This is a genomic window from Streptomyces sp. NPDC016640 (genome assembly GCF_043076215.1).
Taxonomy (GTDB): Bacteria; Actinomycetota; Actinomycetes; order Streptomycetales; family Streptomycetaceae; genus Streptomyces.
Map to the genome: position 1 here is coordinate 205,889 of NZ_JBIBRG010000014.1, position 16,341 is coordinate 222,229.

Genomic DNA, 16,341 nt, shown 5'->3' on the forward strand with positions numbered 1-16,341 from the left:
GCGGGTCGCCCCCGCCCCGCCGGCCCGGAACGGGCCGGGCCCCGGAACGCCGGACGGGCCGATGGAACGTCCGGAGGCCGGCGGTGGGGGGTCAGGCGGCTGCCTCCAGGGCGGCGCGGCCGGTCACGTCGGTCCGTTCCGTGCGGTGCGGGAGCGGGGCGGAGGTCCGGCGGGCGTGCAGCAGGTGGCCCGCCGCGATCGAGCCGGCGATGACCAGGCCGCCGGTGATCAGCGCGCCGCGCGGACCGGCGAGTTCCATGAGGAGGCCGAGGGCGGGCGGGCCGCCCAGACCCCAGACGGTGCCGATGCTGCCCCAGACCCCGAGCACGCGGCCGCGCAGACGGGCGGGCGGGTCGGTCTGCAGGACGGCCGTTCCCGCGGTGTCGGAGACGGACTCCACGACGGCCATCGGCAGGACCAGTACCAGCAGCACCGCCGACGAGGGCGACATGCCCGCCGCCACCTGCAGCAGCGCGCCCGTCGCCGCGAGGGCGCCGACGAGCCGGACGGACGGCCTGCGCAGCCGTGCGCCGAGCACCGCGCCGAGGATCCCGCCGACGGCCAGGACGGTGGACACCGTGCCGAACGTGCCCGCGCCGCCCGCGAGCGGCCCGGTGACCAGAACGGCGAGCGTGAGCCCGTAGTTGCGGCCGAAGACCGCGCTGACGCCGGTGACCCCGGCGAGCGCGAGCAGCCGGGGCCGGCGGGCGAAGAAGGCCAGCCCCTCCCGGACGGTCAGGTCCGGCCGCGGGCGCCCGCCGTCCGGGGCGGCGCGGCGGACCGCTCCCGCCGCCGGGCGCAGGAAGGGGATGACCGCGGTCACGAAGAGGAAGGAGCCCGCGTTGGCGAAGTAGGCGGCGGAGGTGCCGAGGAACCCGACCGTCACCCCGGCGAGCGCGGCGCCCGCGAGCCGCCCCGCGTTGAAGACCAGCGCGCCCACTCCGATGGCGGACGGCACGTCCTCGGCGGGGACGAGGTCGTTGCCCAGCAGGGCGCAGGCCGGGTTGTCGACGGTGGCGACCATGCCGGTGACGGCGGCCAGCACCATCAGCGACGTCATGTCGAGCCGGTCCAGCGCCACCAGGACGGCCGTGGTGAACGCGATCGCGGCCAGCAGCGCCTGGCCGACGGCGGCCGTCAGCCGCCGTGGCCAGCGGTCGACGGCCGCGCCGCCGAGAACGCTCATGAGCAGGGCCGGAGCGGCCTGCACGGACATGGACAGACCCGTGGCGGCGGCGGACCCGGTGATCTGCAGGACCAGCAGGTTCTGCACCGTCAGCTGCATCCACGTACCGGCGTTGGACACGAGGTTCGCGACGGACCACCAGCGCATGCTGCGGTGCCGCAGGGCGCGCCAGGGCGAGCGTGACGGGGGCTGGGCAGGGAGGGGCGAGGAAGACACGGTGCGCTTTTCGGAGACGAGCCGGCGGGCTCGGCGGAGGGGGCGCGGGAAGCGGAACGCCGGCAGCGCCGCGCGGCGGTTCCCGTCACCGGACGGGGCGCGGACCATCGTGGCAGAAGAGAACGCCGAGCCGGTTCCGCAGGGCCGGTGACCATGTGGCCGGGTGCGTCAAATGTGTCGTGGTGCGAGGGACTTGGGGTGCGAAGTGCGGTTGATCACAGTGGCCGGGGGAGGTGCGGGCACAGGGGAGGGGCCCGTCGCGCGCGACGGGCCCCTCCCCTGTGGCTCAGCCGAGCTTTCCGCGCCCGCTCAGCGCGTCGCGCAGCCGGTCGACCATTCCGGCGCCCGGTGCCAGCAGCTTGTTCGCCGGGGGCTTGTCCGGGGCGGCCGGGTGCGGCCGGGTCGGCGCCGTCTTCTTCGCCTGGCGGACCTTGTCGCCGAGCTGGTCGAGCGCGTCCTGGGAGCAGGAGGCGCGCAGCAGCGGGAACAGGTTCTGCTCCTCGTCGGCGATGTGCTCGCGGATCTCGCTCATCAGCGAGCCGATGAGCCGGTCGAACTCGGCGTCGCCCGCGTCCCGGCTCTCGAGGTCCTTCATGATCCGCTCGGCCGTGGCGTGGTCCTCGAGCTCCTTGTCGGCCAGAGCGTCCCCGCCGGTCACGTGCTCGCGGACGGCCGGGTAGAGGTAGGCCTCCTCGGCCACCGAGTGCCGGACCAGTTCCATCGTGGCCTGGTCGGCGTACACCTTGCGGTCCTTGTGGCCGGGTGGCAGTGCCTCGATCTTGCCGAAGAGCTCCTCGACCTCCCGGTGGTCGGTCGCCAGTTCGTCGATGACGTTGCCTCCGTGTCCCATGTCCTCACCTCCGGTTCGTGGTGGCACCCGGCGGGGCCACCCGCCCCCGGGTTCCCGGGGGCGGGTGGAGTTAATACTCCAGCAGCGGATCAGCAGGCTGAGGCCGGAGCGCGGGGACCGCGTCCTCTGCTTCACCGACGGACTGGCCGAAGAGCACAGGACCGGTGCGGAGGAGTTCGGGGAGGAGCAGCTGATCGACTGTGTGAACCAGTTGGGGAAAACCGGCCGCGGGATCCGGGCGGTGACGCGCTCCCTGTCCCACACGCTCAAGCGGGCGCGGGGCGGACAGACCATCGATGACGCGACGCTGCTCATGGTGGAGTGGCGCGGCTGACTTCCCGCTGTCGTCCGGCACCGTCCTCCGGCCTCGCCGAGGAACGGCCCCTCGATCCGAGGGACCGCTTCCGGTGTCGATGGCCGGCTCGGGCCCGGACGTGACGTCCGGGCCCGAGCGCGTGCGGGTACGCGTGAGCGGACGGGGAGGTGAGGTCCCGTCCGCCTCCGGCGCCTCTCCCCCATGGGCGTGTCCGATGGTGGTGTGGGGGCGCGCAATGCGAGGTCACCGCGCCGCTGCCCGCTTCGCGCCGCGCCACTCGTTCCTCGTGGCCGGGCCGCCGCGGATGCGGGTGCGCTGTGCCATGTCCCTCATCGAGGCGGGGCTGCTGCGTGTCGTCGGGCCGGGCGCCCGGTTCACCGCGGACGCGGAGGCGGACTCCTTCGTCGTCTCCTCCGACGCCGTACCGGGTTCGGACGTCCTCGCGGACGTCCTGATCGACGCGCGCATCCCCGACCCGGACGTACGGCTCGACCCCTCGCCGCTGACCGTGAACCTGCTGCGGCGCGGCCTGTGGACGGAGTTCGTCAACGGCGAGGGCGAGGCGGCCTTCCGCACCGGCGGCGTGGCCGTCACCCGCAGCCCGTTCCACCCGCTGACCGCCGAGGGACGTCCGGTGACCGGGCTGACCGTCCTCGGCCTGCCGACCGAGCACACCCGCTGGTTCACGCTGGTCGGCAACGGACGCCCCGGGCCGTGGAACGAGTTCATCCGCGACGCCGACGCCGTCGCCGCCGCGGCCCTCGACGCGGTCCCGCACACCGACCCCGGCACCCCGTCACCCGCGACCCACCCGGTCGTGGAAGCAACCGTTCCCACCCCGGAACCGGAAGGAGCCCCGGTATGAGCGACACGCTCACAGGCCGGACCGACACGCACCGGCAGCGCACCGTCACGGTGCTCCGCGGCCTGCTCACCGCCGAGGGGCGCGACGCCCTGGAATGGAGCGGCTGGGACGAGCCGGGCCGGGCGGGCGTGCAGATACGGCCGCTGTACGCCACCCCCGCACCGCACGGCGCGACCGCGTTCCTGGTGCGCTTTGGTCCGGGCGCCCACGGCGACCTGCACGAACATCTCGGCTACGAGCTGATGTTCGTCCTCGACGGAGAGCTCATCAACGACAACGGCGACCGCTACACCGTCGGCGATCTGGTCATCGAGGACCCGGGCAGCGTGCACCGGGTGCGCACCGAGACGGGCGTCACCGTGCTCGGCGTGCGGGAGGCGCCCACGGTGTCCCGGGAGGCTGACTGACCCGGCCGGGCAACGCGGCACGGGGCGGCCGGGATGGTTCCCCCGCCCCGTGCCGCGCCGGCCTCAGTCGGCGATCTCCATCGCGAACGCCTCCCGCACCCCGTCCCTGCCGGCATCGGTGAGGTGGACGACGCGCGGCGAGAGGCCGTACCGCAGCCAGCCGAGGTCGAAGAACCGGGCGGCCAGCGCGGCCCCCAGCGCACCGGCGAGGTGGTGGCGCCGCTCGCTCCAGTCGACGCAGTAGCGCACCACGGGACGCCGCCCCCGCGCCAGCGCGCCCACGTCGATGCCGAACGCGGTGAAGCGTTCGGCTCCCCGGCCGGTCAGGTGATACGTCGCCTGCCTGCCGTAGGAAGCGGGCCGGTCGGGGCGGGAGCCGGCGGCGTCGCTCCCCTCCCGCCGCAGCAGCCCCTGGTCGAGGAAGGTCCCCATGAGCGCCACACCCAGGGATCCCGCGAGGTGGTCGTAACACGTGCGCGATCTCCGCAGCGCGTTGTGCCGGCTGTGGGCGCGCAGGGTGGTCACCGGGGTCGGGTCGGGCGGCGCGATGACGGCGAGCGCCTCCAGCGCGGCGGCGACGTCGGGACCGGCCAGGCGGAAGTAGCGGTGCCGTCCCGCGTGTTCGGCCCGCACGAGCCCGGCCTCGGCGAGGTGGGCGAGGTGCACGCTCGCCGTCGGCACGCTCACTCCGGCCTCGGCCGCCAGGACCGTCACCGCCAGCGGCCGGCCGTCGCACAGCGCCTTGAGCATCCGGGCCCGGGAGGCGCTGGCCAGCAGGCGTGCGGCGCGGGCCAGCTCCGGCTCGATCCTGTCCGCCGCCCGCTCCGCACTGCGGTCCTCGGCCTCGTCTGCGGCCTGGTCCTCGGCCTCGTCCGTGGCACGGTCCTCGGCCTTGTCTGCGGCTTCGTCCATGACGCCATGCAAGCACACTTTGGTGAACGACTAAGTATCAGGAGTCGAGGATGACCCGCATGAGTACAACGACCGGAACGGCCGCGGCGAACGGGGCCCCGCCCCCCGCGGCCGAGCGACTGTCGTGGCCCCCGCTCATCGCTCTCAGCCTGGGCTACTTCCTGGTGATGCTGGACGTCACCGTCGTCACCGTCGCCGTCCCCGTCATCCGTGACTCGATCGGCGCCGGCGCCTCGGCGATGGCCTGGGTCGTCGACGGCTACAGCGCGGTCTTCGGCGGGCTGCTGCTCATGGGCGGCGGCTTCGGCGACCGGCTCGGGCACCGGAAGGTGTTCCTCGCCGGCCTCGGCGTCTTCGCCGTCGCCTCCGTCGGCTGTGCCCTGGCCACCACCCCGGCGCTGCTCATCGCCTCGCGCCTGGCCCAGGGAGCCGGCGGTGCCCTGCTGGTGCCCACCTCGCTGGCCCTGCTGACCGCGGCCTATCCGGCCACGGCGGTGCGGGCCAGGGCCCTCGGCGTCTGGGCCGGCATCTCCGGCATCGCGTTCGCGGCGGGACCCCTCGTGGGCGGGCTGCTGGTGGCGGGCCTGAACTGGCGCGCCGCCTTCTGGATCAACGTTCCCATCGCCGCGGTGGCTGTCTGGCTGACCCGCAAGAACGTTCCCGCACCGACCGCGCGGGCCCGTGCGCGCGGCCTGGACCCGTGGGGTCAGGTCCTGGGGGTCGTCGGCGTGCTGGCGCTGGCCGGCATGCTCAACGAGGCCGGCACGCAGGGCTGGAGCTCGCCGGTGGTGCTGGGCGCCGGCGCCCTCGCCGCCGTCGCGCTCGCGTTGTTCGTCGTGACCGAGCGGCGGATGGAGGCGCGCGGGGACGCGGAGAAGCCGCCGCTGCTGCCGCTGTCGCTGTTCGGGTCCCCCGGTTTCTCCTCCACCGCCGCGGTGGGTGTCCTGCTCAACCTCGGCTACTACGGCATGCTCTACCTGTCCACGCTCTACCTGCAGAACGAGCGCGGCTACGACGCGCTGGGCGCCGGCCTGGCCCTGCTGCCGACGGTGTGCATGGCCGTCGTCGCGGCACCGCTCTCCGGCCGCCTGACCGCCCGCTACGGCCCGTACGTCCCGATGACCGGAGCCCTGCTGCTCGGGGCCGCCGGGTTCGTCGGCTGGCTGCTCGCCGGCCCCGACACCCCGTACTGGATGCTGCTGCCCGCCCTCGTCGCGACCGGCCTCGCCACCCCGAGCACGGTACCGGCGGCCACCGCCGCCATCGTGCACGCCGCCCCCACCGAGAACGCCGGTGTGGCCTCCGCGGTGTTCAACGTGGCGCGCCAGCTGGGCAACGCGCTCGGCGTCGCCCTGTTCGCCTCCCTCATCGCGGGCCGGGACCTGGTCTCCGGCCTGCACATCTCGGCGCTCATCGCCTCGGCGGCCTTCTTCGTCGCGGCGTTGCTCGCCCTGTCCTCCTGGCGGAACGCAAAGGCGCGCGCCGCTGCCTGACCTTCTCCGACTCTGACAAGGAGTACCGGCACCATGGCAACCCGCATCGCCGTCAACGGATTCGGCCGCATCGGGCGGACGGTCACCCGCACCGCGCTCACCTGCCCGGACATCGAGATCGTGGCCGTCAACGACCTGACGGACCCCGAACTCCTGGCCCACCTGCTGCGCTACGACTCCGTCCACGGCCGGCTGGCGGAGCAGGTCACCGTCCTGGACGGCAAGCTCGTCATCGGCGGGCGCACGATCCCCGTCCTGCGCGAGAAGAACCCGGCCGACCTGCCCTGGGCGGACCTGGACGTGGACGTCGTCGTCGAGCCCACCGGCGTCTTCACCGACGGAAAGGCCGCCGCGGCCCACCTGGAGGCGGGCGCGCGCCGCGTCCTCATCTCCGCACCGGCCACGAACGTCGACTTCACCGTCGTGTACGGCATCAACGACGGCTCGTTGGACGCCTCCCACAGGATCGTCTCGAACGCCTCCTGCACCACCAACTGCGCCGCGCCCCTCGCCCACGTGCTGCACCAGCACTTCGGTGTGCGGCGTGGTCTGATGAACACCTCGCACGCCTACACCAGCGACCAGCGCCTGCACGACGCCCCGCACCGCGACTTCCGCCGGGCGCGGGCCGCCGCCAACAACATCATCCCCACCACCACCGGTGCCGCTCGGGCCATCGGCGTGGTCCTGCCCGAACTGGCCGGACTCATGGACGGCCTGTCCATGCGGGTCCCGGTCGTGGACGGCTCGATCGTCGACCTGACCGTCGAACTCCAGTGCTCCGTCACGGTGGAGGAGGTCAACGCCGCCTTCGCGGAAGCGGCTCGCGGTCCGCTCAAGGACGTCCTCGTGTACAGCGAGGACCCGCTGGTCTCCACGGACATCATCGGCACCTCCGCCTCCTGCACCTTCGACGCGCCGCTCACCATGGTCGTCGACGACGGGCGGGACGGTTCCCTCGTCAAGGTCGTCGGCTGGTACGACAACGAGTCCGGTTTCTCCCACCGGACGGTCGACGTGGTCCGCCTCCTGGGCGCCACCGGCTGAACCGTCCGGCCGGGCGCTCGCGGGGCCCTTCCGCACGGCACCCGCGGGCGCCCGGCCCGCGACCGGTCCGCTCCCCAGGTTGTTTACCCGGACTTTGTCGCGCTCCTGACGGGCGGAAGGGAACGCGACAGCGGCATGGTGGTGGCGGTGACCACCGTCGACGCCGGGCGGCCGCTGCGGGAATGGCGGCTCGACGAGTGCAGGTGGTGCTGTGGTCGATCGGCCCCGGCGCCGACGTCACCCGTCAGGTACAGGCGCTCACCGCCGGACGCATACGGGTCCTGCTGCTGAGCACCCGCTGGACCGCGCCGGAGATACGCGCGGCGCTTGCGGCGGGCGCGGCGGGACTGCTCATCAAGGACGCCAAGCCGGACCGGCTGGTGGTCGCGGTCGGCGCCGCGGTCGCCGGCTACGCACTCGTCGACTCGGGACTCGATGCCTTCTCCATACCGGCTGTGCGCGGAGGACACGGCGGGGCGGTGGACGGGGGGACCGGTTCCGGCGGTGACGCCGCGCAGCCCGATCCGGCACAGGAACTGCTGAACCTCTCCGACCGCGAGTTCGAGGTCCTGTTCCACCTGGCCTCCGGGCGCTCCACGGGAGAGGTGGCGAAGCTGCTCGGCATCAAGGCGGCCACCGTCAAGAGTCACGTCTCGCACCTGCTGGCCAAGTTACAGGTCCGCAACCGGGTCGAGGCCGTCCTCCTCTATCAGCAGGTGATCGCCCGCCACGCGTCGGTCATCGCCACGGACGCCCACGCGGTGGCCAGGCACCAGTGGGCAGGGGCGGGGGACCCGATGAGCGCCCGGTGCGCCTCCTGAGGACCGCCGCCCGCAGAGCCGCGAGCGGGCACCTCCGGGACGCGGGGCGGCGGACGGTGCGCGAGCGGACGGGGAGGTGATCGCCGGAACGGGGATGTGACCTTCATCGCCGGAAGGGCGTTGTGCGGCGTTCGCCGACGACGGCAGCCGCGCAACGCCCTCCGGCGGAGGTCACAGGGCCGCGGACGGAAGGCCACGGCGGGAAACGCCGGACCCGCGGAGGGCAATGTCTGTTTCCGCGACACGAGGATCAATGCTGCAACCGCATCCGGGACGACGATCGGCCTCGGCCGTCGTCGATGTGACTGTGTGCTGATGAGCTGACGGTCGGGCAGGTTGAGTCGTGGCCGGAGGGGACGGCCGGGCTGCATGCCCGGTTTGCCCACCGTTTCGGCAGGTCCGAGCCGCGTGAGCGGGCGCTGGACTGCCTCCGGGGCTGCTCGCACCTCTGGCAGGAGAAGAACGGCTGGACCCGGCCGAGCAGGTCGGCCGACCCCGCCCGGACGGTGTCCAGCGCCTGCTCACCCTCTCCGGCCGGAACGAGAACGCGGTCCGCGACGACGTCCGTGACTTCGTCCTGGTCGCCGCGCTGCCCCGGCAACGCCGGAAGCGGATCTCGGGCGGTCACGGCGCGCACGGCGAACGCATCCACAACCGGGCGCTTGACGCGGTGGCGGACACCTCAGCGGGGCAGCCTGGCCCGGATGCGGCCGGCCGCCGCGGCGGGGCGTGCGCCGGCCCGCACCGACCGGTGGACGAGACGGGCGTCGCGGCGCAGGTCGTGGGCGGCGTGCCGGCTGCGCCACAGCACCGAGGGGGCGGCGCCGGTGTCGTCGGCGGCGATCAGCAGGCCGCCGAGCATGGAGAGGTTCTTCAGGAAGTGGATGCGCTGCTCGGCGCGCCGGTCGGGGTCCTCCTCGTCCCAGAAGCGGTGCCCGGCCAGTGTCGTGGGCACGAGCGTGACGGCGAGGGCGAGTGCGGCCGGCCGCGGCATCCGTCCGGCCGCCAGCAGCAGTCCGGCCGCGACCTGCACGGCGCCGCCGAGCCGTACGGCGTCCTCGGTGCGGTCCGGCAGGGCCTCGACGCGCTCGGTGACCGGCCGGACGACGGGCTCGGCGGCCGGGGCGACGGCCTCGGGACGGCGGACGGACTCCAGCCCGCCCGCGACGAACATCGACGCCAGCATCGGGCGGCCGAGGGCGCGCAAGAGACTCATGGACTTCTCCTGGGAGTGTCGGTGGTGTGGGTTCGCCGGGTTCCCCGCGGGGAGGGGGGCATTCGGGGCGCCGTCACCACAACCGGGTGGTCAGTGCGGGCCGGTGGACGGCCTCGACGGCGTCGCGCAGGCACAGGGCGACGCCGATGAGGGTGCGCAGCACCGAGGGACGTACGCTCTGGGCCGTCTCCGTGGCCAGGACCAGCAGACAGCCCGCCGCCTGCTCCACCACGGGAACCGGCAGGGTGTAGTCGCTGTCGGCGGCCGCGCGGAACGCCTTCAGCGGGATTCCGGCTCCGTCGACCGTCCGCCTGGCGGCCTGCTCCAGGTGCTGTGCGGCCTGTTCGCAGACCGAGGCGGGCAGGGTGACGGTGCGCTGGAACGATGAACTCGTCATGATGCCAGTGCTCCCCCGGCACGCCGGCGTTCGATCGGCCGGGTGCGGTATTTCACCGTCCCGCGTGACGGGCCGGCCGCGGACGCCGGCACGGCGGGGGGCCGGGCACGACCGCGCGAGTGAGGAGTCCCGCCCATGTCCCTCCCCAGCGGTCCGGCGGCCGAGGACGGCGACGGGCCGGGTGCCGTGGCGGCCTAGCTGACCGGACGGACGGTCACCGCGGTGCGCACGGTGTCCGGCTCGCTCGCCGAGGCCGTCCTCGACGACGGCCGGGTGGTGGTCGTCAAGGACGCCGGCGGCGCGCGGGCGGCGCGCGCCGAGGCGGCGGGGCTGCGCTGGCTGGCCGCGGCGGGGACGGTGCGGGTGCCGGTGGTGCACGGTCACCACGCGCGCCGGCTGGTCCTCGACCGGGTGACGCGGGGCCGGCCGGGGCGGGAGGCCGCCGTCCGGTTCGGCCGCGGTCTGGCGGGCCTGCACGCGGCCGGCGCGCCCGCGTTCGGGGCGCCGCCGCCGGGCGGCCTGGTGGAGGCGTACATCGGGCTCGCGCCGATGCGCAACGTCGGCGGCGGCGACTGGCCCGGCTGGTACGCCGAGCACCGGGTGCTGCCGTATCTGCGCCGGGCGGTCGACGACGGCACCATGGGTGCCGGTGAGGCGGGTGCCGTCGAACGGGTCTGCGAGCGGCTGCCGGAACTGGCCGGGCCGGCCGAGCCGCCCGCGCGGCTGCACGGCGACCTGTGGAACGGCAATGTGCTGTGGGGCGCCGACGGACACGTCCACCTGATCGACCCCGCGGCCCACGGCGGCCACCGGGAGACCGACCTCGCGATGCTGGCCCTCTTCGGCTGTCCCCATCTGGACGCGGTGCTGGACGGCTACCGGCGGGTGGCGCCGCTCGCCGGCGGGTGGGAGACACGCATCGGCGTGCACCGGCTGTTCCCGCTGCCGGTGCACGCCGTGCCGTTCGGACGCGATTACGCCAAGCAGGCCCTCGCGGTGGCCCGGCCGGCCGCCGCGGGGTGACTGCTCACCGGGTCACCACGTGGCGTTCGTCGGGGACGCAGTGGGTCATGGTGAGCCCCTCCACGTCGCGCGGCGGGTTGTCGCCGAGGTTGGCCAGCCGCTTGCGGTCCTCGTCCGTGAGGTCCTGGCTCGCGAGCGGTTCGAGGTGGGCGACGTCCTCCGGCATGATGCCGAGGCCTTCCCCGACCCGGCGGCCGAGGTCGGTCTCGGCCAGCAGGAAGTGCCAGACCATGCGCTCCTGCACCTCCCGGTCGCACTGGGAGATCAGGCCGACGAAGTTCTTCACCAGGTCGTCGCGCTCCCACTCCTCCATGAGCAGGTAGCGCTGACCGGCCTGCAGGTAGTCGTTGGTGCGGGGGATGCGCTTGCGGGTGAGCCGGCCCCGGATCTCCGGGCCCTGCTCGTCGTGTGTCGGGTACTGGCCCTCCCGCAGCCCGCCGGTGATCGACGGTTCGTAGTTGACGTGCGGGTTCTCACCGGCGCCGTCGACGTGGTAGGTCATGAGGCCGTCGCGCTGGTTGGTGCGCACGTCGGCGTTCCTGGCCTGGTTCACGGGCAGTTGCAGGTAGTTCGGGCCGACGCGGTAGCGCTGGGTGTCGCTGTAGGAGAAGGTCCGGCCGACGAGCATCTTGTCGTCGGAGAAGTCCAGTCCGTCGACGAGGACGCCGGTGCCGAAGGAGATCTGCTCGTTCTCGGCGAAGAAGTTGTCCGGCATCCGGTTCAGCACCATCCGGCCCACCGCCTTCGGCGGGAAGTCCTGCTCGGGCCAGGTCTTGGTGTCGTCCAGCGGGTCGAAGTCCAGTTCCGGGTGCTCGTGGTCGTCCATCATCTGGACCACCAGTTCCCACTCCGGGTAGTCGCCGCGCGCCACCGCCTCGTAGAGGTCCTTGGTGGCGTGGCCGAGGCCCTGGGCCTGGACGTTGGCCGCGTCCTCCTCGGTCATGCTGCGTACGCCCTGCTTGGGCATCCAGTGGTACTTGACCAGCTTGGTCTCGCCCTCGGCGTTGACCCACTTGTAGGTGTTCACGCCGAAGCCCTGCATGTGGCGGTAGTCCGCCGGGATGCCGCGCGGGCTGAACAGGTTGACCAGCATGTGCATGGATTCGGGCGTCTGCGACATGAAGTCGAAGATGCGGCGCGGGTGCTGCTCGAAGGTGACCGGGTCGGGTTTGAGGGCGTGGATGACGTCCGGGAACTTGATGGCGTCCCGGATGAAGAAGACGCCCAGGTTGTTGCCGACCAGGTCCCAGTTGCCGTCCTCGGTGTAGAACTTCACCGCGAAGCCGCGGGGGTCGCGGGCGGCCTCGGAGGAGTCGCGTCCGCCGATGACGGTGGAGAAGCGGACGGCCAGGTCCGTGCGTTTGCCCTGCTCCTGGAAGAGCTTGGCCCGGGTGTAGCGCGAGATGGGCTCGTCGCCCCACTTCCCGTACGCCTCGAAGTAGCCGTACGCGGTGACGCCGCGGGCGTGCACGACGCGCTCGGGGATGCGTTCCCGGTCGAAGTGGCTGATCTTCTCCAGGAACTGGTAGTTCTCCAGCGTGGCCGGGCCGCGGGAGCCGACGGTGCGCTGGTTCTGGTTGTCGTAGACCGGATGGCCCTGCCGGTTGGTGAGTACCTTGCGGTCGTCGCCGGGAGCGGGGCCCCGGTGCGAAACGTCCGTCATGATCGTGGGCTCCTTGTGCTGATCGACGTCCGCCGGGGCGTGCGTACGAGGGCAATGCTGCCGCGCATCACCGCGGGCGGCGACTCGGAGCCGCCCGCGGTGTACTCCGTCGGGGCGGGTGCGCGGCTCGCGCCGCCCCGGCCGTGGCCGCGGGCACGGCCCCCGTGTCCACGGTGGCCGTGCCGGGCGCAGCGGTGTGGTCAGCCGCCGTTCAGGCGTGCCTTCAGCAGTCCCTTGCCCAGTTCCGCGCCCTTGCGGCTGTCCGCCTGGGCCTTGCGGAAGAGGTCGGCGACCTCGGTGTCGTCGGCGCGCTCGGCGTCCTTGATGTAGGCCTCCAGGCGCAGCGCGTTGTCCAGGCACGCCTGGACGTACCAGATCAGGTTGTAGTCCTTGTCCTGCGTACCGGTGACGCCGCCGGTCTCCGTGTCGTCGGTCATCCGGGCCTCCTCTTCGCGGTGTTCGTCCTCGGCCCGCCTCCGGCCGGTGCGCGGTCACGGTCGGCGGGCCTTCACAGCGGCGGCCGGGTACCCGTCCCGGCCGAAGACACACAGCGGCGGGAAAGAGGAAGCGGACGGGGGCGCGACCTGTCCCCCCGTTCCGGTCGTGCCCCCGTCCTGACACGAAACCAGGTGAACGCGGAGGGCGTGTGCAGCGCACCGGTGCCCGCTGTGGCCGGCGCGGGGCTCATCCGTGCACAACCGAGTCCGAAAGGTCCGGTTCACCCACCCGCGAGCGCCGGCTGTTCCAGGCCGCCCACCGCCGGATGCGCCGGCACGACCTCGGAGGGATCGGTCCCGGTGGCCGGCAGCCGGCTCCGCGTGCGCGGTGCGAGCCGGCCGGTCGACGACCCCGCGGACGTCGCGCCCGGCCGGCCGCAGCCGCTCGAGCAGTTCCCGCGCCCACGCCCGGTGTCCCCCGGCAGCCGCCGGCGTCCGCCCGGTCCCGTCCCTGCGGCCTGTCACCTCGGCCTTCCCCCGTCCGCTCGCCGTCCCCCGCCCAGGTCGGGGACGTCGCCTCACCCGTCCGCGCGGCTCGTCCCGGCGCCACGACACCCCCGGGGCGGCACGGGGACGTCGTGTGCGGCGCTCCGCGCGGGGCGGCATAAGCTCGGTGAATGGCGAAGTACTTCGACGTGCACCCCGACAACCCCCAGCCGCGCACCATCTCCCAGGTCGCCGGGAGCATCCGCTCCGACGCCCTGGTCGCATACCCCACGGACTCCTGCTACGCGCTCGGCTGCCGTCTGGGCAGCCGCGACGGCATCGACCGGATCCGCACGATCCGCAAGCTGGACGACCGGCACCACTTCACCCTGGTGTGCCGGGACTTCGCTCAGCTCGGCCAGTTCGTACGGATCGACAACGACGTGTTCCGCTCGGTCAAGGCGTCGACGCCGGGCAGCTACACGTTCATCCTGCCCGCGACGAAGGAGGTGCCGCGCATGCTGCAGCACCCCAGGAAGAAGACGGTCGGCGTGCGCATCCCCGACCACGTCGTCACCCAGGCGCTGCTGGCGGAGCTGGGTGAGCCGCTGCTGTCCAGCACGCTGCTGCTGCCCGGCGAGGAGGAGCCGATGACGCAGGGCTGGGAGATCAAGGACCGGCTCGACCACGTGGTGGACGCGGTGATCGACTCCGGGGAGTGCGGCACCGAGCCGACCACGGTGATCGACTTCTCGGGCGGCGAGCCGGAGATCGTGCGGCGGGGCGCGGGCGACGTCTCGCGGTTCGAGTGAGGGCGTCGCGCCGTCCGGACGCCCCGGCCGGCGTGTCGCCGTGGGGGTGATCCGGTCCGGTCCGCGGCCCCGGGGAGGCAGCCCCGTGACGGCCGCCGTACGGGGAACCACCCGGGCGGTCGTCGTCGTACGGCCCCGCTACCAGTGCCCCGGCGCGGTGCCGGTGAGGGGCCGTGAGGGCCGGCCGTCCACGCCGACCGGGACGTCACCGGCGAGCATCACCCGGTGCATGATCCGCGGGTGGTCGAGGTGGGCGGTGTCGCCCGGGGCGAGGTGGATGGTGGCCCGGTTGTCCCAGAACGCCACGCTGCCCGGCTCCCAGCGCAGCCGCACCGTGTACTCGGGCCGGGTCGCCTGTTCCAGCAGCATCTCGAGGACGGCCCGGCTCTCGGGGCGGGACAGCCCGGTGATCTGCTCGACGTAGTAGCCGTTGACGAACAGCACCCGCTCCCCCGTCTCGGGGTGGACGCGCACCAGCGGGTGTTCGGAGGCGGTCTGATGATCCAGCAGGTGGCGCAGGTAGGCGTCGTCGCCGGGCCGGGGCTGGTAGCCGACCCCTAGGCGGTGCTCGGCGCGCAGCCGGTCGGCGAAGTCGCGCACCGGGGCGGACAGTCCGGCGTACGCCGCGGCCAGGTTGGACCAGGTGGTGTCGCCGCCGTAGGGCGGGACGGTCTCGGCGCGCAGGATCGTCGCGGCCGGGGGGTCGACACGGGCGCCGTGGTCGCAGTGCCAGCCGCGCAGCAGGGTGTGGCGGCGACGCCGCAGCCATTCGTCGTGCTCCATGCCGAACCGTCCGCCCAGCTCCAGCCGGTCGGCGGTGGTCTCGATCTCGGGGAAGCCCGGCGGCGAGGCCTTCCCGCGCCGCGGCAGCACGACCGGTTCGCCGAACCGGCGGGCCAGCGCCACATGTCCGGCGTGGTCGAGGCGCTGCCCGCGGAAGAACACCACCTTCCAGCGCAGCAGCGCCGCCCTGATCCCGTCGATCACGGCGTCGTCGAGGTCGCCCGCGAGGTCGACTCCGGTGACCTCCGCCCCGATGTGCCCGGCGACGGGACGTACCTCCACCGCCGTGTTCCGCTCCCCGTCCGCCACGCCGTCCCTGTCCGTCGTCATGCGTCCCCACTCCGTCGGCCGTCCCCGCCGGTCCCGTGCGGACCGGCTCCCGGGGAGATCGTGGCAGTCTCCGGCGGGCATGGCGACAGGGCCTCGGCCGCGCGGACCGGCACGTGCGGTTGATCGGTGTCCCGGCGTCCCCGACGCTGGGGGGACGACACTGTCAACGGGAAGGGCCCCTGGTGATCGGCATCCCGAGCCACACCCTCAACGACGGCACGACGATCCCCGCCCTGGGTCTGGGCACCTGGCCGATGGACGACGCCGAGGCGGAGCGGGCGGTGGCCGCGGCTCTCGAGGCGGGTTACCGCCTGGTCGACACGGCGACCAACTACCGCAACGAGACCGGGGTCGGCCGTGCCGTGGCCGGGTCCGGTGTGCCCCGCGGGGAGATCGTCGTGACGACGAAGCTCCCGGGCCGGCACCACGGCTACGAGGAGACCCTCGCCTCCTTCGAGGAGTCCCGGGCCCGGCTCGGCCTGGAGTACGTCGACCTCTATCTGATCCACTGGCCGCTGCCCCGCCTGGACCGGTACGTCGACTCCTGGAAGGCCATGATCAAGCTGCGCGAGGACGGTCTCGTCCGGTCGATCGGCGTCTCCAACTTCACCCCCGCCCACATCGAGCGGCTGGAGAAGGAGACCGGGGTGCTGCCCTCGGTCAACCAGATCGAGCTGCACCCCCTCTTCCCCCAGGAGGAGCTGCGCGCCCACCACGCCGGCAAGGGTGTGCTCACCGAGAGCTGGAGCCCGCTGGGCCGTGGCTCGCAGCTCCTGGACGACCCGGCCGTGGCCGCCGTCGCGGAGGCGCACGGGGTCACGCCGGCCCAGGCGGTACTGCGCTGGCACATCCAGCTGGGCGCGCTGCCCGTTCCCAAGTCGTCCGACCCGGGACGGCAGCGCGCGAACCTCGACGTCTTCGGTTTCGAGCTGGACGCCGCCCAGATGCGGACCGTCGCCGACCGCGTCCACGGCCGGATCGGCGGGGATCCGGAGGTGCACGAGGAGTTCTGACCGGGGCCCGCGCGTGCGGCGGCGTGCGGGAAGGAGCGGCCCGGCGGACGACCGGGAGCGGCCGCGGC

At 73.5% G+C, this 16,341-nt stretch carries 16 protein-coding genes and 1 pseudogene; 9 read left to right on the forward strand and 8 right to left on the reverse strand.

The annotated features are described in order from the left end of the window. Positions 1 to 91 precede the first annotated feature (91 nt). The gene (locus tag ACF07S_RS26400) at positions 92 to 1,333 is read right to left on the reverse strand and encodes an MFS transporter (RefSeq protein WP_391975290.1); all 1,242 of its coding nucleotides are present in this window, start codon (positions 1,331 to 1,333) and stop codon (positions 92 to 94) included. A gap of 355 nt (positions 1,334 to 1,688) precedes the next feature. Next, positions 1,689 to 2,252 (reverse strand): hemerythrin domain-containing protein, encoded by a 564-nt coding sequence (locus ACF07S_RS26405; RefSeq protein ID WP_391975269.1) that lies wholly within the window; start codon positions 2,250 to 2,252, stop codon positions 1,689 to 1,691. 106 nt (positions 2,253 to 2,358) lie between these two features. On the opposite strand from ACF07S_RS26405, the pseudogene ACF07S_RS26410 reads away from it, so the two are divergent. The 3 genes and pseudogenes from ACF07S_RS26410 to ACF07S_RS26420 all read left to right on the forward strand — a co-directional run. Next, positions 2,359 to 2,586: pseudogene (locus ACF07S_RS26410) on the forward strand (SpoIIE family protein phosphatase); the annotation flags it as partial. A 304-nt stretch (positions 2,587 to 2,890) separates the two neighbouring features. Further along, positions 2,891 to 3,433 carry a hypothetical protein gene (locus tag ACF07S_RS26415; protein ID WP_391975270.1) on the forward strand — a complete coding sequence of 181 codons (543 nt, stop codon included), beginning with the start codon at positions 2,891 to 2,893 and terminating at the stop codon, positions 3,431 to 3,433. Then, positions 3,430 to 3,840 (forward strand): cupin domain-containing protein, encoded by a 411-nt coding sequence (locus tag ACF07S_RS26420; RefSeq protein WP_391975271.1) that lies wholly within the window; start codon positions 3,430 to 3,432, stop codon positions 3,838 to 3,840. The genes ACF07S_RS26415 and ACF07S_RS26420 overlap by 4 nt, the downstream gene beginning before the upstream one ends. A 63-nt stretch (positions 3,841 to 3,903) precedes the next feature. Here the strand turns inward: ACF07S_RS26420 and ACF07S_RS26425 are convergent, their stop codons facing one another. Next, a complete protein-coding gene (locus ACF07S_RS26425) occupies positions 3,904 to 4,752 on the reverse strand; it encodes an ArsR/SmtB family transcription factor (protein ID WP_391975272.1) in 849 nt (282 codons plus the stop codon). 59 nt (positions 4,753 to 4,811) lie between these two features. Here ACF07S_RS26425 and ACF07S_RS26430 point away from each other — a divergent pair, with 59 nt between their 5' ends. From ACF07S_RS26430 to ACF07S_RS26440, 3 genes are all read left to right on the forward strand, one after another. Then, entirely contained in the window at positions 4,812 to 6,245 is a 1,434-nt protein-coding gene (locus ACF07S_RS26430; RefSeq protein WP_391975273.1) for an MFS transporter, read from the forward strand. Between the two features lie 33 nt (positions 6,246 to 6,278). Beyond that, on the forward strand, positions 6,279 to 7,292 hold the full coding sequence (gene gap / locus ACF07S_RS26435; protein WP_391975274.1) for a type I glyceraldehyde-3-phosphate dehydrogenase: 1,014 nt from the start codon (positions 6,279 to 6,281) through the stop codon (positions 7,290 to 7,292). Between the two features lie 182 nt (positions 7,293 to 7,474). Further along, entirely contained in the window at positions 7,475 to 8,113 is a 639-nt protein-coding gene (locus ACF07S_RS26440) for a response regulator transcription factor (RefSeq protein ID WP_391975275.1), read from the forward strand. A 682-nt stretch (positions 8,114 to 8,795) separates the two neighbouring features. Here ACF07S_RS26440 and ACF07S_RS26445 read toward each other — a convergent pair. Together ACF07S_RS26445 and ACF07S_RS26450 are read right to left on the reverse strand one after the other, a co-directional pair. Then, positions 8,796 to 9,329: a DoxX family protein gene (locus ACF07S_RS26445; RefSeq protein ID WP_391965821.1), complete on the reverse strand. Its 534-nt coding sequence runs from the start codon at positions 9,327 to 9,329 to the stop codon at positions 8,796 to 8,798. Positions 9,330 to 9,402: 73 nt separating this feature from the next. After that, on the reverse strand, positions 9,403 to 9,726 hold the full coding sequence (locus tag ACF07S_RS26450; RefSeq protein ID WP_391965820.1) for a hypothetical protein: 324 nt from the start codon (positions 9,724 to 9,726) through the stop codon (positions 9,403 to 9,405). Between the two features lie 198 nt (positions 9,727 to 9,924). Here ACF07S_RS26450 and ACF07S_RS26455 point away from each other — a divergent pair, with 198 nt between their 5' ends. Further along, positions 9,925 to 10,749, forward strand: coding sequence for a fructosamine kinase family protein (locus ACF07S_RS26455; protein ID WP_391975291.1), 825 nt, complete (start codon positions 9,925 to 9,927; stop codon positions 10,747 to 10,749). A gap of 4 nt (positions 10,750 to 10,753) precedes the next feature. Here the strand turns inward: ACF07S_RS26455 and ACF07S_RS26460 are convergent, their stop codons facing one another. Continuing rightward, entirely contained in the window at positions 10,754 to 12,412 is a 1,659-nt protein-coding gene (locus tag ACF07S_RS26460) for a catalase (protein ID WP_391975276.1), read from the reverse strand. A 200-nt stretch (positions 12,413 to 12,612) separates the two neighbouring features. Continuing rightward, positions 12,613 to 12,849: a hypothetical protein gene (locus ACF07S_RS26465; protein ID WP_391965817.1), complete on the reverse strand. Its 237-nt coding sequence runs from the start codon at positions 12,847 to 12,849 to the stop codon at positions 12,613 to 12,615. Positions 12,850 to 13,526: 677 nt separating this feature from the next. Here ACF07S_RS26465 and ACF07S_RS26470 point away from each other — a divergent pair. After that, complete coding sequence (locus ACF07S_RS26470; protein WP_391965815.1) at positions 13,527 to 14,147, forward strand: L-threonylcarbamoyladenylate synthase; 621 nt, start codon at positions 13,527 to 13,529, stop codon at positions 14,145 to 14,147. A gap of 138 nt (positions 14,148 to 14,285) precedes the next feature. On the opposite strand, the gene ACF07S_RS26475 is transcribed toward ACF07S_RS26470, so the two are convergent. Continuing rightward, positions 14,286 to 15,260 (reverse strand): TauD/TfdA dioxygenase family protein, encoded by a 975-nt coding sequence (locus ACF07S_RS26475; protein WP_391965814.1) that lies wholly within the window; start codon positions 15,258 to 15,260, stop codon positions 14,286 to 14,288. Positions 15,261 to 15,442: 182 nt separating this feature from the next. On the opposite strand from ACF07S_RS26475, the gene ACF07S_RS26480 reads away from it, so the two are divergent. Then, on the forward strand, positions 15,443 to 16,273 hold the full coding sequence (locus ACF07S_RS26480; RefSeq protein ID WP_391965813.1) for an aldo/keto reductase: 831 nt from the start codon (positions 15,443 to 15,445) through the stop codon (positions 16,271 to 16,273). Positions 16,274 to 16,341: the final 68 nt, after the last annotated feature.